This is a genomic window from Pseudomonas stagnisoli, from assembly GCF_048595745.1.
Taxonomy (GTDB): Bacteria; Pseudomonadota; Gammaproteobacteria; order Pseudomonadales; family Pseudomonadaceae; genus Aquipseudomonas; species Aquipseudomonas alcaligenes_A.
In genome coordinates, this window is the sequence record NZ_CP184361.1 from 364,325 (window position 1) to 378,396 (window position 14,072).

At 66.4% G+C, this 14,072-nt stretch carries 15 protein-coding genes; 9 read left to right on the forward strand and 6 right to left on the reverse strand.

The window, feature by feature from the left end:
• Positions 1 to 18: 18 nt before the first annotated feature.
• Entirely contained in the window at positions 19 to 1,227 is a 1,209-nt protein-coding gene (gene coaBC / locus ACOAPY_RS01700; RefSeq protein WP_465154805.1) for a bifunctional phosphopantothenoylcysteine decarboxylase/phosphopantothenate--cysteine ligase CoaBC, read from the reverse strand.
• Between the two features lie 138 nt (positions 1,228 to 1,365).
• Here coaBC and radC point away from each other — a divergent pair, with 138 nt between their 5' ends.
• Positions 1,366 to 2,040: a RadC family protein gene (gene radC / locus ACOAPY_RS01705; RefSeq protein ID WP_076582138.1), complete on the forward strand. Its 675-nt coding sequence runs from the start codon at positions 1,366 to 1,368 to the stop codon at positions 2,038 to 2,040.
• A gap of 25 nt (positions 2,041 to 2,065) precedes the next feature.
• On the opposite strand, the gene ACOAPY_RS01710 is transcribed toward radC, so the two are convergent.
• On the reverse strand, positions 2,066 to 3,643 hold the full coding sequence (locus tag ACOAPY_RS01710; RefSeq protein WP_465154806.1) for an ABC transporter substrate-binding protein: 1,578 nt from the start codon (positions 3,641 to 3,643) through the stop codon (positions 2,066 to 2,068).
• A 320-nt stretch (positions 3,644 to 3,963) separates the two neighbouring features.
• Here ACOAPY_RS01710 and rpmB point away from each other — a divergent pair, with 320 nt between their 5' ends.
• Both rpmB and rpmG read left to right on the forward strand, forming a co-directional pair.
• Entirely contained in the window at positions 3,964 to 4,200 is a 237-nt protein-coding gene (rpmB, locus tag ACOAPY_RS01715) for a 50S ribosomal protein L28 (RefSeq protein ID WP_021702024.1), read from the forward strand.
• Between the two features lie 10 nt (positions 4,201 to 4,210).
• Complete coding sequence (rpmG, locus tag ACOAPY_RS01720) at positions 4,211 to 4,366, forward strand: 50S ribosomal protein L33 (RefSeq protein WP_021702025.1); 156 nt, start codon at positions 4,211 to 4,213, stop codon at positions 4,364 to 4,366.
• A gap of 130 nt (positions 4,367 to 4,496) precedes the next feature.
• Here the strand turns inward: rpmG and ACOAPY_RS01725 are convergent, their stop codons facing one another.
• A complete protein-coding gene (locus ACOAPY_RS01725; RefSeq protein WP_021702026.1) occupies positions 4,497 to 4,859 on the reverse strand; it encodes a cupin domain-containing protein in 363 nt (120 codons plus the stop codon).
• 219 nt (positions 4,860 to 5,078) lie between these two features.
• On the opposite strand from ACOAPY_RS01725, the gene ACOAPY_RS01730 reads away from it, so the two are divergent.
• Together ACOAPY_RS01730 and ACOAPY_RS01735 are read left to right on the forward strand one after the other, a co-directional pair.
• Positions 5,079 to 6,572 (forward strand): aldehyde dehydrogenase, encoded by a 1,494-nt coding sequence (locus ACOAPY_RS01730; protein ID WP_465154807.1) that lies wholly within the window; start codon positions 5,079 to 5,081, stop codon positions 6,570 to 6,572.
• Positions 6,573 to 6,888: 316 nt separating this feature from the next.
• Positions 6,889 to 8,031: an MFS transporter gene (locus ACOAPY_RS01735; RefSeq protein WP_465154808.1), complete on the forward strand. Its 1,143-nt coding sequence runs from the start codon at positions 6,889 to 6,891 to the stop codon at positions 8,029 to 8,031.
• On the opposite strand, the gene ACOAPY_RS01740 is transcribed toward ACOAPY_RS01735, so the two are convergent.
• The gene (locus ACOAPY_RS01740; RefSeq protein ID WP_465154809.1) at positions 8,028 to 9,461 is read right to left on the reverse strand and encodes an aminotransferase-like domain-containing protein; all 1,434 of its coding nucleotides are present in this window, start codon (positions 9,459 to 9,461) and stop codon (positions 8,028 to 8,030) included. The two genes, ACOAPY_RS01735 and ACOAPY_RS01740, sit on opposite strands and share 4 nt — an antisense overlap.
• A gap of 159 nt (positions 9,462 to 9,620) precedes the next feature.
• Between ACOAPY_RS01740 and ACOAPY_RS01745 the strand changes: the two genes are divergently transcribed.
• Entirely contained in the window at positions 9,621 to 9,851 is a 231-nt protein-coding gene (locus ACOAPY_RS01745; protein ID WP_272795034.1) for a DUF1127 domain-containing protein, read from the forward strand.
• A 6-nt stretch (positions 9,852 to 9,857) separates the two neighbouring features.
• Here ACOAPY_RS01745 and ACOAPY_RS01750 read toward each other — a convergent pair whose 3' ends face one another.
• Complete coding sequence (locus ACOAPY_RS01750; protein ID WP_272795033.1) at positions 9,858 to 11,192, reverse strand: NAD(P)/FAD-dependent oxidoreductase; 1,335 nt, start codon at positions 11,190 to 11,192, stop codon at positions 9,858 to 9,860.
• Between the two features lie 158 nt (positions 11,193 to 11,350).
• Here ACOAPY_RS01750 and ACOAPY_RS01755 point away from each other — a divergent pair, with 158 nt between their 5' ends.
• The gene (locus tag ACOAPY_RS01755; RefSeq protein ID WP_272795032.1) at positions 11,351 to 11,704 is read left to right on the forward strand and encodes a YkgJ family cysteine cluster protein; all 354 of its coding nucleotides are present in this window, start codon (positions 11,351 to 11,353) and stop codon (positions 11,702 to 11,704) included.
• A gap of 10 nt (positions 11,705 to 11,714) precedes the next feature.
• Here ACOAPY_RS01755 and dadR read toward each other — a convergent pair whose 3' ends face one another.
• Positions 11,715 to 12,203 (reverse strand): transcriptional regulator DadR, encoded by a 489-nt coding sequence (gene dadR / locus ACOAPY_RS01760; protein ID WP_021702033.1) that lies wholly within the window; start codon positions 12,201 to 12,203, stop codon positions 11,715 to 11,717.
• Between the two features lie 227 nt (positions 12,204 to 12,430).
• Here dadR and dadA point away from each other — a divergent pair, with 227 nt between their 5' ends.
• Together dadA and ACOAPY_RS01770 are read left to right on the forward strand one after the other, a co-directional pair.
• Entirely contained in the window at positions 12,431 to 13,729 is a 1,299-nt protein-coding gene (gene dadA / locus ACOAPY_RS01765; protein ID WP_021702034.1) for a D-amino acid dehydrogenase, read from the forward strand.
• Positions 13,704 to 14,054 carry a RidA family protein gene (locus tag ACOAPY_RS01770; protein ID WP_465154810.1) on the forward strand — a complete coding sequence of 117 codons (351 nt, stop codon included), beginning with the start codon at positions 13,704 to 13,706 and terminating at the stop codon, positions 14,052 to 14,054. The genes dadA and ACOAPY_RS01770 overlap by 26 nt, the downstream gene beginning before the upstream one ends.
• Positions 14,055 to 14,072: the final 18 nt, after the last annotated feature.

Here is a 14,072-nt window from a genome sequence, read left to right on the forward strand (position 1 = left end):
TTCCATAAACGATGGGGGTCAGGCGCGGTTGAGGCGCTCGGCAATGAAGGCCACCAGTTGGCGGGCGATCTTGCTCTTGCTGGTCTGGGCGAAGGCGCTGGCCTGCAGCTCGCGATCGATCACGGTGATGGCGTTCTCTTCGCTGTTGAAGCCGATGGTCGGGTTGGCCACGTCGTTGGCGACGATCAGGTCGAGGTTCTTGTCCTTCAGCTTGCGCGCAGCATAGTCGAGCAGGTTCTCGGTTTCTGCGGCAAAGCCCACGCTGAACGGACGATCTTCACGGCCGGCGATGGTGGCGAGGATGTCCGGGTTGCGCACCAGTTGCAGGAGCAGGCCTTCGCCGCTGCTGGGGTCCTTCTTCATTTTCTGCGTGGCCACCACTTCCGGTCGGTAGTCGGCCACGGCAGCGGAGGCGATCAGCAGGTCGCAGGGCATCGCGGCCTCGCAGGCGGCGAGCATGTCGCGGGCGCTGACCACGTCGATGCGATTGACCCGGTCTGGTGTCGGCAGATGCACGGGGCCGGTCACCAGGGTGACCTGGGCGCCGGCCTCCACGGCGGCCTCGGCCAGGGCGAAGCCCATCTTGCCGGAGCTGTGGTTGGTGATGTAACGCACCGGGTCGATGTTTTCCTGGGTCGGGCCGGCGGTGATCAGTACGTGCTTGCCGGTCAGCGCCTGCCACTGGAAGCAATCGGCGGCGCGCTGGGCCAGCTCCTCGGCTTCCAGCATGCGCCCGGGGCCGACGTCGCCGCAGGCCTGGCTGCCGGCGGCCGGGCCGAACAGGTGCAGGCCGCGCTGGGCGAGAATCTCGGCATTGGCCTGGGTGGCCGCATCGCGCCACATGGCCTGGTTCATCGCCGGGGCCAGGGCGACCTGGGCGTCGGTGGCCAGCACCAGAGTGGTCAGCAGATCGTCGGCCACGCCCTGAGCGAGGCGCGCCATGATGTCGGCGGTGGCCGGGGCGATCAGCACCAGGTCAGCCCATTTGGCCAGCTCGATATGGCCCATGGCGGCTTCGGCGGCCGGGTCGAGCAGGTCGAGGTGCACCGGGTGGCCGGACAGCGCCTGCAGGGTCAGCGGGGTAATGAACTCGCGGCCGCCACGGGTCATGACCACCCGTACTTCGGCGCCCTGGTCGCGCAGGCGACGGACCAGCTCTGCGCTCTTGTAGGCGGCGATGCCGCCACCGACGCCCAGGACGATGCGTTTCCGATACAGCCGCTGCATAGGCCTGCCTTTAATAATGTGGTGTGGATAGCAGCGCGGCGGCGACACCTCCCCAGGCCGGTCACCGCGCCAAAAAAGCCGGGCTAAGATAGCACAGGGCCTGCGCTGGAACAGCGGGCCGACGGACAGGGAGATGTCATGAGCATACGCGACTGGCCTGCGGCAGAACGCCCGCGGGAGAAACTGCTGGAGCTGGGTGCCGCGGCGCTGAGCGACGCCGAGCTGTTGGCGATTTTCCTGCGCACCGGGGTGGCCGGGCAGAGCGCGGTGGACCTGGCTCGCCACCTGCTGGCCGACTTCGGCAGCCTGCGCGCGTTGCTGGAGGCCGACCTGGATTCCTTCAGCCAACGCCTGGGCCTCGGCCCGGCCAAGTTCGCCCAGCTGCAGGCGGTGCTGGAGATGGGCCGCCGTCATCTGGCCGAGCGGCTGCGCCGGGATTCCGCGTTGGAGAGCCCGCAGGCGGTGCGCGACTACCTCAAGGCGCGTCTGCGCCACGAGCCGCACGAGGTGTTCGGCTGCCTGTTCCTCGATGCCAAGCACCGGGTGATCTGCTTCGAGGCGCTGTTCTTCGGCTCCATCGACGGCGCCAGCGTTTATCCCCGCCAGGTGGTCAAGCGTGCGCTGTTCCACAACGCGGCCGCCACCATCCTGGTGCATAACCACCCGTCCGGCGTCGCCGAGCCCAGCCAGGCCGATCGCCAGTTGACCGAGCGGCTCAAGGAGGCGCTCGGCCTGATCGAGGTGCGCGTGCTCGACCACTTCATCGTCGGCGACGGCGAGCCGCTGTCGATGGCCGAGTTCGGCTGGGTGTAGGGCGGGCGCTGCCCGCCATGCGGCCTCAGGGGGCCAGGCGGACCTTGGCGAAATCCTGGCGGCCGAAGGGGCTGACCTGGTAGCCGCTGACCCTGTCGCTGTGCAGGGCGAAGGCGGTGGGGTGCGCCAGCGGCAGCCACAAGGCCTGCTGCTGGATCAGCGTCTGCGCCTGGCGATACAGCTCGCTGCGCTGTGCCTGAGCGCTGGCGGCCCTGCCTTGGCTGATCAGCTGGTCCAGCTGCGGGTCGCAGTAGCGCGCGAAGTTCAGGCCAGACTGCACCGAGGCGCAGGCGAACTGCGGGGTGAGGAAGTTGTCCGGGTCGCCGTTGTCGCCGGCCCAGCCCATGAACAGCAGGTCATGCTCGCCAGCCTTGGCGCGGCGGATCAGCTCGCCCCACTCGATCACGCGGATTTCCGCCTGGATGCCGACCTTGGCCAGGTCGGCTTGCAGCAGCTGGGCGCCGAGAGACGGGTTGGGGTTGAGCAGGCTGCCCGACGGGCGGGTCCAGATGGTGGTCTTGAAACCGTCCGCCAGTCCGGCTTCGGCCAGCAGCGCGCGGGCCTTGGCGGGGTCGTGGGCATAGCCCGGCAGATCCTTGGCGTAACTCCAGGTGTTCGGCGGGTAGGGGCCGCTGGCCGGGGTGGCACTGCCCTCGAATACCGCCTTGAGGTAACTGGCCTTGTCGAAGGCCAGGTTGATCGCCTGGCGCACCTGCGGCTTGTCCAGCGGTGGGTGCTGGCTGTTGAGGGCGACGAAGGCGGTCATGAACGCTGGGGTTTCACTGACTGCCAGGCGACTCTCCGCGCGCGCTGCCTGCACATCCTGCGGCTTCGGCGACAGGGCAATCTGGCATTCGCCGCGTCTGAGCTTCTGCAGGCGCACGCTGGCGTCGGGGGTGATGGCGAACACCAGGCCGTCGATAGCCGGCTTGCCGGCGAAGTAGTCGGGGTTGGCCGCGTAGCGGATCACTGCGTCCTTCTGGAAGCGCTTGAGCACGAAGGGGCCGGTGCCGACCGGTTGGGCGTTCAGTTTCTCCGGCGTGCCGTCGGCCAGCAGTTTGGCGGCGTACTCGGCGGAATAGATGGAGGCGAAGCCCATGCTCAGGGTGGCGAGGAAGGTGGCGTCCGGGCGCTTGAGCACGAAGCGCACGCTCAGCGGTGTCGGCGCCTCGATGCGCTCGATCAGCGCCGGCCACTGCATGGACTGGGCGTGCGGATAACCGCTGGCGGCGACCTTGTGCCAGGGATGGGTTGGGTCGAGCATGCGCTGGAAGCTGAACAGCACGTCGTCGGCGTTCAGTTCACGGCTCGGTGTGAACCAGGCGGTGCGCTGGAATTTCACTCCCGGGCGCAGCTGGAAAGTCCAGCTCAGGCCGTCGGCCGACACTTCCCAGCGCTCGGCCAGGCTGGGCACCAGTTGGCCTGCGGCGGCGTCATAGTCCACCAGACGGTTCATCAGCATGTCGGCCGAGGCGTTGGTGGTGGTCAGCGAGTTGTACTGCACCACGTCGAAACCGTCCGGGCTGGCTTCGGTGCAGACGCTGAGAGTGGCGGCCTGGCTTAGCAGCGGGGCGAGCAGCAGGGGCAGGGCGGCGATGCGCATCGCGGTTCCTCCGAAAGGCGAGAGGCAACCCTAGACCAAAGGCGGCGGGCAGACAATCGACCCAGGCGACGAGCGGTCGGGGTGCCTGCGGCGCGAAGGGCCGCTGCTTCTGGGGCTATGCTGGTTCGCGGTACGCGGGAATTCTTGCGACTGCCGGGGTGTTCTGGTATAAAGCAGCGCTCTTTTCTAGGGGCCCGGTCCAGCGGCAACGCCAAATGCCGGTAAGACCCCCGAGAAACGCGGCGCTGAGCGCCAAATGACTATTGAGTTCAAGCGGCCAACCCATGCCGGGTTGGGCATGTGGTTTAGAGGGCTGAGGCATGTCGAGAGTCTGTCAAGTTACCGGTAAGGGTCCGGTAACCGGGAACAACGTTTCCCACGCTAACAACAAAACCCGTCGTCGTTTCCTGCCGAACCTGCAGCACCATCGCTTCTGGGTCGAGTCCGAGAAGCGCTTCGTGCGTCTGCGCGTTTCCGCCAAGGGCATGCGCATCATCGACAAGCGCGGTATCGACGTAGTGCTGTCCGAGCTGCGCGCTCGCGGCGAAAAGGTTTAAGGAGCTAATCATGCGTGAACTGATCCGTTTGGTGTCCAGCGCCGGTACCGGCCACTTCTACACCACCGACAAGAACAAGCGCACCACTCCGGACAAGATCGAGATCAAGAAGTACGATCCGGTCGTCCGTAAGCACGTGACCTACAAGGAAGCCAAGATCAAGTAATTGATCCGGCCCTTGTACGAAGAAACCCGCCTCGGCGGGTTTTTTCTTGCCTGCGAAAAACTGTGGGCGAAAAAAAAGCCCGCGGGCGCGGGCTAATCAGGGTGACTCTGAATCGAGTGTTAGGCCGGGCTCAGGCCTTGGCTTCGAAGATCACATAGACCTTGCGGCAGGGCTCCAGCACTTCCCAGGTGCCCTTGAGGCCGGCCGGGATGACGAAGCGGTCGCCGGCGCGCACGGTCTTGGCATTGCCATCCTGATCGCGGATCACCGACACGCCCTGGAGAATCTCGCAGTACTCGTGCTCGGTGTAGTTGATCGTCCACTGGCCGACGGCGCCTTCCCAGATGCCCACGTTGAACTGGCCGCAGGGGCTGCCGTAGTGGTTGCGCACGCTCTGCTCGGGGTCGCCCTTGAGGATCTTCTCGGCGGCCGGGCGATAGTGTTCCGGCGCGGTGGTGACGCTGGCGAAGTCGATGATCTGGGCGACATTCATGGAGTGGGTTTCCTGTTGTTGTAGGGCTGTCGATGGGCGGCAGTCTATGTTTGATAAAACGAACATTCAAGGCGCCTGATCGGGCCTTTGTCAAAAATATTGAAAAGGCGACGCGCTCTGGTTTAGTGTTGTGCGCACGATGGCCGGCAATCGGCCTGGCAGAATAATTGACAGTGCGTGTTGCCTATTTGCCACACGCTTCCACTGAGGAACTCCCGCATGACCACCCTGACTCGTGCCGACTGGGAACAGCGCGCCAAGAATCTGCAGATCGAGGGCCGCGCCCTGATCCATGGCGAGCACCGCGATGCCGTTTCCGGCCAGACCTTCGAGTGCGTGAGCCCGGTCGATGGTCGTGTCCTCGGCCTGATCGCCAGTTGCGACGCCGCCGATGCCGACGTCGCCGTGCGTGATGCCCGCGCCACCTTCGAGTCGGGCGTGTGGTCGCAGATGAAGCCGGTCGAGCGCAAGAAGATCATGATCCGCTTTGCCGATCTGCTCGACGCCCACGCCGAGGAGCTGGCCCTGCTGGAAACCCTGGACATGGGTAAGCCGATCGCCTTCTCCCTGAGCGTCGATGTGGCGGGTGCCTCGCGCGCCATCCGCTGGAGCGGTGAAGCGATCGACAAGATCTATGACGAAGTGGCCGCCACCCCGCACGACGAACTGGGTCTGGTGACCCGCGAGCCGGTCGGCGTGGTCGCCGCCATCGTGCCGTGGAACTTCCCGATGATCATGACCGCCTGGAAGCTGGGCCCGGCCCTGGCCACCGGCAACTCGGTGATCGTCAAGCCGTCCGAGAAGTCCCCGCTGACCGCCATCCGCATGGCCGAGCTGGCGCTGGAGGCTGGTATTCCGGCCGGCGTGCTCAACGTGCTGCCGGGCTTCGGCCACACCGTGGGCAAGGCCCTGGCCCTGCACATGGACGTCGACACTCTGGTGTTCACCGGTTCGACCAAGATCGCCAAGCAGCTGATGATCTATGCCGGCGAGTCCAACATGAAGCGCGTCTGGCTGGAAGCCGGCGGCAAGAGCGCCAACATCGTGTTTGAAGACGCGCCCTGCCTGAAGGAGGCTGCCGAGGCCGCCGCCATGGCCATCTGCTTCAACCAGGGCGAAATGTGCACCGCCGGTTCGCGCCTGCTGGTACAGCGTTCGATCAAGGACAAGTTCATGCCGATGGTGGTCGAGGCCCTCAAGGGCTGGAAGGTCGGCCATGCGCTGGATCCGGAAACCCAGGTCGGCGCGCTGGTTGACCAGGGCCACCTGAACACCGTGCTGTCCTACATCGAAGCCGGTCATGCCGATCAGGCCAAGATGCTCTGCGGCGGCAAGCGCACCCTCGAAGAGACGGGCGGCGTGTATGTCGAGCCGACCATTTTCGACGATGCGCACAACAAGATGCGCATCGCTCAGGAAGAGATCTTCGGCCCGGTGCTGACGGTGATTCCGTTCGACACCACCGAGGAAGCGATCGCGATTGCCAACGACAGCATCTTCGGTCTGGCGGCGGCGATCTGGACCAGCAACCTGTCCAAGGCGCACCTGACTGCCAAGGCGCTGCGCGTGGGCAGCATGTGGGTCAACCAGTACGACGGTGGCGACATGACCGCGCCGTTTGGTGGCTACAAGCAGTCGGGCAACGGCCGCGACAAGTCGCTGCATGCCTTCGACAAGTACACCGAGATCAAGGCCACCTGGATCAAGCTCTAAGTACGCGGGACGATCTCCTGGTCGTCGGCCATACGGCGTTGCGTCCTCGCTTTTAATGCTCACGTACTGCAGTACGCTGCGCTTAAAAGCTGCGGGGCGCCTGACTCGCTGACGCTCGCCCTTCGGGCCAGCCTAACGGCTGTTACTCCCGTTGGTCGATGGTCCTGGCCTTAGCCCAGAAGACCTTCATCGCTGCTGGGTTAGTTTGACCGTACTTTAAGGTCCGCCCTTCGGGGCCGGCTCCCGAGTGAGCCACACCTGCGGCCGGGTTTCCTTGGGAACCCGGCCGTTTGCTTTGGCCGGAAAGGATTGGGCTATGCGTTGGGGAACCTACTTCGCCGTCACTGCGGCGGTGGTCATCGTCGGGCTGGCGCTGGGGGTGACCTTGCCGCTGGTGTCGCTGCGCCTGGAGAGCTGGGGCTACGGGCCTTTCGCTATTGGCGTGATGGCGGCGATGCCGGCCGTCGGCGTGCTGCTCGGGGCGCGCCTGACCGGGCGCCTGGCAGGCGTGCTGGGCACGCCGCGCACCCTGCGCCTGTGCCTGCTGGCCAGCGCCTTCTCGGTCGGCCTGCTGGCCCTGCTGCCCTATTACCCGCTGTGGCTGCTGCTGCGCCTGCTGATCGGCATTTCCCTGACCGTGGTCTTCGTCCTGGGCGAAAGCTGGATCAACCAGCTGGTCGAGGAGCGCCTGCGCGGCCGTCTGGTGGCGCTGTACGGCACCGGCTTCGCCCTCAGTCAGCTGGCCGGGCCGCTGGCGCTGACGGTTATCGGCAGTGCCAGCGACCTCGGCTTCTGGCTGTCGGTGGCGCTGCTGGTCGGGGGCAGCGCCGTGCTGCTGGGCCATAGTGGCGCGCCGCAGGTCGATGCGCACAGCGCTTCCGGGCGCGGTCTGGGGCTGTTCTGTCGGCGCCTGCCGGCGATTGCCTGGGCCGTGGTGCTGTTCGCCGCCTTCGAGTCGATGGTGCTGACCCTGCTGCCGGTCTATTTGCTGCGCGAAGGCTTCGCCCAAGAGACGGCGCTGCTGATGGCCAGCGTGGTGGTGGTGGGCGACGCCCTGCTGCAGCTGCCTATCGGCCTGCTCGCCGACCGGGTGTCGCGCGCCACGCTGTTTCGCGTCTGCGGCGTGCTGCTGCTGCTGTCCAGCCTGGCGATTCCCACGCTGCTGCACACGCCGCTGATCTGGCCGCTGCTGGTGGTGTTCGGGGCCGCCGCCGGTGGGCTCTACACCCTGTCGCTGATCCTGGTCGGGCAGTTCTACCGGGATGACGCGCTGGTACGTGCCAACGCTCACATCGCCCTGCTGTGGGGCGCCGGCTGCCTGCTCGGGCCGCTGTCCACCGGCGCTGCCAGCCAGTGGCTGAGCGGTCATGCGCTGCCCCTGCTGATGGCGGCCGGCGCGGCACTGTTCGTCTGGCTGGCCTGGCGCCGTGGGGCGTTCCAGGCGCCGGCGGCTGACTAGAGCGCCGCGCCGCCCGGTGTTGGGCTGAGCAGTTCACCCACCGTCTGGCCCACCTGCCGGACCGCCCACTCCAGGTCGGCGGTCATGGCGGTGGCGAAGTTCATGCGCAGGCAGTTGCGGTACTTGCCGGCGGCGGAAAAGATGCTGCCGGGCGCGATCTGCACCTTGTGCGGCGCCAGCAGGCGATTCAGGCGCTGGCTGTCGAAGCCCTGCGGCATCTCCACCCAGAGCATGAAGCCACCCTGCGGCTGGCTGACCCTCACGGCGGCGGGGAAGTGCTGGCTGACCCAGGCCGTCATCCGCTCGCGGCCTCGCGCGTACTGGCTGCGCATGCGCCGCAGGTGTGGCTGGTACTGGCCCTCGCCGATGAATTCGGCCAGCGCCAGCTGCGGCAACTGGGCGCTCATGCCAGTGCTCATGTACTTCATGTGCAGCACCCGCTGCAGGTAGCGCCCCGGCGCGATCCAGCCGATGCGCAGGCCCGGTACCAGGGTCTTGGAGAAGGAGCTGCAGAGCAGCACGCGGCCGTCTTCGTCGAACGACTTGATGGTGCGCGGGCGCGGGTAGCGGTAGGCCAGGTCGCCGTAGATGTCGTCCTCGATGATCGCCAGGTCGTAGCGCTGCGCCAGCTCCAGCAGGGCGCGGCGATTGGCCTCGGGCATGACGTAGCCGAGCGGGTTGTTGCAGGTCGGGGTCAGCTGGATGGCCTTGATCGGCCACTGCTCGAGGGCCATCTCCAGCGCTTCCAGATTGATGCCGGTGAGCGGGTCGGTGGGCAGCTCGAGGGCCTTCAGGCCGAACCCCTTGAGCGCCTGCATCACGCCGTGGAAGCTCGGCGAGTCCACCGCGACGATATCGCCGGGCTGGCAGATGGCGCGCAGCGCGGCGGACAGCGCCTCGTGGCAGCCGGTGGTGATGATCAGGTCGTCAGGGGCGATCTGGCAGCCGGAATCCAGCGCCAGGCGCGCCACCTGTTCGCGCAGCAGGACTTCGCCCGCCAGGCTGCCGTAGCTCAGCTCACGCAGGCCCTGGCGCCGGCTCAGGCGCGACAGGCTGCGCAGCAGCGGCTTGAGCGTGGGCGCATCGATGTCAGGGATGCCGCGGCCCAACTGCACCAGGTCGGCCTGGGCCGGCGTGTTGACCAGCTCCAGCACCTGGTCCCACTGCGACACTTCCACCGGGCGCTGGGCGGTGCGCCCGACCATGGGCAGCGCCGGGCGCTGGCGGCCGTGTGGTACGAAGTAGCCGGATTTGGGCCGGGGTTCCACCAGGCCCTCGTCCTCCAGCTCGCGGTAGGCCTGCTGCACGGTACTCAGGCTGACGCCGTGCTCCTGGCTGAGCGCGCGCACCGAGGGCAGGCGGTCGCCAGGGCGGTACAGGCCCTGTTCGATGCGTTCGCCGAGGATCTCGGCCAGGTTGCGGTAAAGCATGGCGGCCTCCGTCAGACCATACAGATGACGGCAAAAAGCAGGATTCAGTGGGGCGCACACAGAATCTGTATGGATCAAAAGTCCATTCTTTGAATCTGTATCCTGTTTCGTGCGACCCGCATCATGGTCCTCCATACAGATCGGTGCAAGGAGGTCGACATGCCGCAGCCATGGGAACGCCAGGAAACAGTCCATCCCGAGACAGGGAAGCCCGCGCGTGGAGGGATCGGCGTCGCGCTCGTGCTGTTCGGGCGCTGGCGGGCCTGGCGCCGTCGCCTGCAGACGCGCCAGGCGTTGCGCTATCTCAGCGACGAGCAGTTGCGCGATATCGGCCTCAGCCGGGCGCAGGCCCGGACCGAGGTCGAGCGTCCGTTCTGGACGCTGTGGTGAGGGCGGTCAGGCCAGGCCGACCGCTTCCTTGAGGCGGTACCAGGCCATGCCCAGGGCCAGCAGCGGCGAGCGCAGGTGTTTGCCGCCGGGGAAGGTGATGTGCGGTACGCGGTTGAACAGCTCGAAGCCGCCGCCCTGCTCGCCGGCAATCGCCTCGGCCAGCAGCTTGCCGGCCAGGTGCGTGGCGTTGACCCCGTGCCCGGCGTAGGCCTGGGCGTGGTAGACGTTGGGCTGATCCTTGAGGCGGCCGATCTGCGGCAGGCGGTTGGCGCCGATGCCGATCATCCCGCCCCACTGGAAGTCGATCCTCACGTCTTTCAGGTTGGGGAAGACTTGCAGCATTTTCGGCCGCATATAGGCGGCAATGTCTGCCGGATCGCGACCGGAATAATGGCAGGCGCCGCCGAACAGCAGGCGGTTGTCGGCCGACAGGCGATAGTAGTCCAGCGCCACGCGCTGGTCGCACAGCGCCATATTCTGCGGGATCAGCGCGCGTGCGCGCGCTTCGCCCAGCGGCTCGGTGGCGATCACGTAGCTGCCGGCGGGCAGTACCTTGCCGCCCAGCTCCGGGTCCAGGCCGTTGAGGTAGGCATTGCAGGCCAGGACCAGGGTCTTGGCGCGCACACTGCCGCGGGCGGTGTGTACCTTCACCTCGGGGCCGTAGTCGATGCGGCTCACCGGCGAGTGTTCGAACAGGCGCACGCCCAGCGAGGCCGCCGCGGCTGCCTCGCCCAGGGCCAGGTTGAGCGGGTGCAGGTGGCCCGAGCCCATGTCGATCATGCCGCCGCAGTAACGGTCGGAGCCGACGACCTGGTGCATCTGCTGCGGTTGCAGCAGACGCAGTTCGTGGCGGTAGCCGAGGCTTTCCAGCTCGGCCTTGTCCTCGGCGAAGCCGTCCAGGTGGGCCGGCTTGTTGGCCAGGTCGCAGTAGCCCCAGGTCAGGTCGCAGTCGATCTGGAACTCTTCCACGCGGCGACGCACCAGCTCCACCGCTTCCAGGCCCATCAGCTTGAGCTGGCGCACGCCGTCGGCGCCGATCACCGGCTCGAACTGTTCGACGCCATGGCCGACCCCGCGGATCAGCTGGCCGCCGTTGCGCCCGCTGGCACCCCAGCCGACCAGATGGGCTTCCAGCAGCACCACCGAGAAGCCTTTGCGGGCCAGTTCGATGGCGGTGTTGAGGCCGGAGAAGCCGCCGCCGACGATGCACACGTCGGCCAGTTCCTCGCCTGCCAGTGTCGGGTAGCTCAGCTGGCGGTTGGCCGTGGCGGCGTAGTAGGAGGCGGCGTGCTGGTCGCTGTGCACGGCGGGGCGTTGCGGCTGGTGAACGCGGGCGTTCATGTGCGAAATCCTGAGTTGTGTGTTGTTAAAATTTTACGCAGCTTAAGCATGGCCCATGCCAGGCGCCAAGAGCGCCCCAGGAAAAACTCTTTTCACTCGCAGTCATCGACGCCGCTGCCGCGCGGATACACTAGCGGGATTCAGCACAAGGCCCGCCAATGAGTTGCACCGACCGCAAGATCGACCAGCTGCGCCGGCAGATTCCGCGCTTCGCCTGCGTGCCTGGCTGCCATGACTGCTGCGGCCCGGTGACGGCGTCGTCCGAAGAGCTGGCGCGCCTGCCGGTCAAGAGCGATGCCGAGCATGAGGCCGCGCTGGCCGAGTACAACTGCGTGCACCTCGGCCCGCAGGGCTGCACCGTGTATGACCAGCGTCCGCTGATCTGCCGCCTGTTCGGTACCACGCCGAACCTGCCGTGCCCGCGCGGCCAGGGGCCGGACACGCCGATCGAGCCGGCCGTTGAGCGCCAGGTACACCGGCTGATCGCCAGTACCCGCCAACGCCTGGTCTAGCCCGCAGCCTTTATTCCGGCACCGGCAGAGTCAGTGACTCCTTGACCTCTTCCATGACGATGTAGGACTTCGACTCGCGCACATGCGGCAGCTTGAGCAGGATGTCACCGAGCAGCTTGCGGTAGCTGGCCATCTCGTTGATCCGCGCCTTCACCAGGTAGTCGAAGTCGCCACTGACCAGGTGGCACTCCAGCACATGCGGCAGCTTGAGCACGGCGCGGCGGAAGTCCTCGAAGGTGTCGCCGGATTTGTAGTCCAGGCTGATCTCGACGAACACCAGCAGGCTGGCCTTGAGCTGCTGCGGATTGAGGCGGGCGTGGTAGCCCATGATGATGCCCTCGCGCTCCAGGCGGCGGACGCGCTCGGTGCAGGGCGTGGTGGACAGGCCGACCCGCTCGCCCAGCTCGGTGAAGCTGATGCGCCCGTCCTCCTGGAGGATGCGCAGGATGTTGCGGTCGATCTTGTCCAGCTCGCGGCGGCTCTGGTGCTGGGTGCGCATGATGTGCTCCGTAGGGAATAACTGAACGCGATAATTCACTGGCGTTGAGGCGAATATATAGCCATATCGCCTGGATGCAATCCTGTGAAAACGCTCTACGTCGAGAACTAACGCCAAATGCTCAGCGATAAACAGTGAATATCGCTACTTGCGCCTTCCTATACTGCGCCCATCTACGGTCAAAATAACAAACGCTCGCGGGCTCGCCCTGCAGCGAGGAGGCGAAGATGCGTGTTCTGGTGCTCGGCAGCGGTGTGATCGGTACCGCCAGTGCCTATTATCTGGCCCGTGCCGGCTTCGAGGTGGTGGTGGTCGACCGCCAGAACGGCCCGGCCCTGGAAACCAGCTTCGCCAACGCCGGCCAGGTTTCGCCCGGCTACGCCTCGCCCTGGGCTGCCCCGGGTGTGCCGCTGAAGGCCATCAAGTGGCTGCTGCAGAAGCACGCGCCGCTGGCGATCAAAGCCACCGCCGATATCGACCAGTACCTGTGGATGGCGCAAATGCTGCGCAACTGCACCGCTGCCCGTTACGCGGTGAACAAGGAGCGCATGGTGCGCCTGTCCGAGTACAGCCGTGACTGCCTCGACGAGCTGCGCGCCGAGACCGGCATCGCCTACGAAGGCCGCCAGCTGGGCACCACCCAGCTGTTCCGCACCCAGGCCCAGGTCGACAACGCGGCCAAGGACATCGCCGTGCTGGAAGCCTCCGGCGTGCCTTACGAGCTGCTCGACCGCGACGCCATCGCCCGGGTCGAACCGGCCCTGGCCGGGGTCAAGGACAAGCTGGCCGGCGCCCTGCGCCTGCCCAACGACCAGACCGGCGACTGCCAGATGTTCACCAGCAAGCTGGCGCAGATGGCCAAGGACCTCGGCGTCGAATTCCGCTTCGGCTGCAACATCGAGCGCCTGGACCACGCCGGCGACCGCATCAACGGCGTGTGGATCGACGGCAAGCTGGAGACCGCCGACCGCTACGTGCTCGCCCTCGGCAGCTACAGCCCGCAGCTGCTCAAGCCGCTGGGCATCAAGGCGCCGGTCTACCCGCTCAAGGGTTACTCGCTGACCGTGCCGATCACCAATGCGGCGATGGCGCCGACCTCGACCATCCTTGATGAGACCTACAAGGTCGCCATCACCCGCTTCGACAACCGCATCCGCGTTGGCGGCATGGCCGAGATCGCCGGTTTCGACCTGTCGCTCAACCCGGCCCGCCGCGCCACCCTGGAGATGATCACCAACGATCTTTACCCGCAGGGCGGCGATGTCAGCCGTGCTGAATTCTGGACCGGCCTGCGTCCGGCCACCCCGGATGGCACGCCCATCGTCGGCGCCACCGCCTACCGCAACCTGTTCCTCAACACCGGACACGGTACCCTTGGCTGGACCATGGCCTGCGGCTCCGGTCGTTTCCTCGCCGACCTGATGGCGAACAAGCGTCCGCAGATCAGCGCCGAAGGCCTGGATATTTCCCGTTATGGCCGCACCAAGGAGAGCCACAAGCATGTCCATCCAGCGCCTGCGCATTGAGAAGCGCTACAGCGAAATCGTCATCCACAACGGCACCGTCTACCTGGCGGGCCAGTTGGCGGACGATTACGACGGCGATATCCGTGAGCAGACCCGTCAGACCCTGGCCAACATCGACCGCTTCCTGGCCGAGGCCGGCAGCGACAAGACCAAGATCCTCTCGGTGACCATCTACCTCAAGGACATGGCCGACTATGCCGGCCTCAACGAGGTGTACGACGCCTGGGTGGCCGAGGGTGCCGCCCCGGCCCGCGCCTGCCTCGAGGCCAAGCTGTATGACCCGCGCGTGCTGGTGGAGATGATGGTCGTCGCCGCACAAGCCTGAACATCCCTTTGGCCCGGC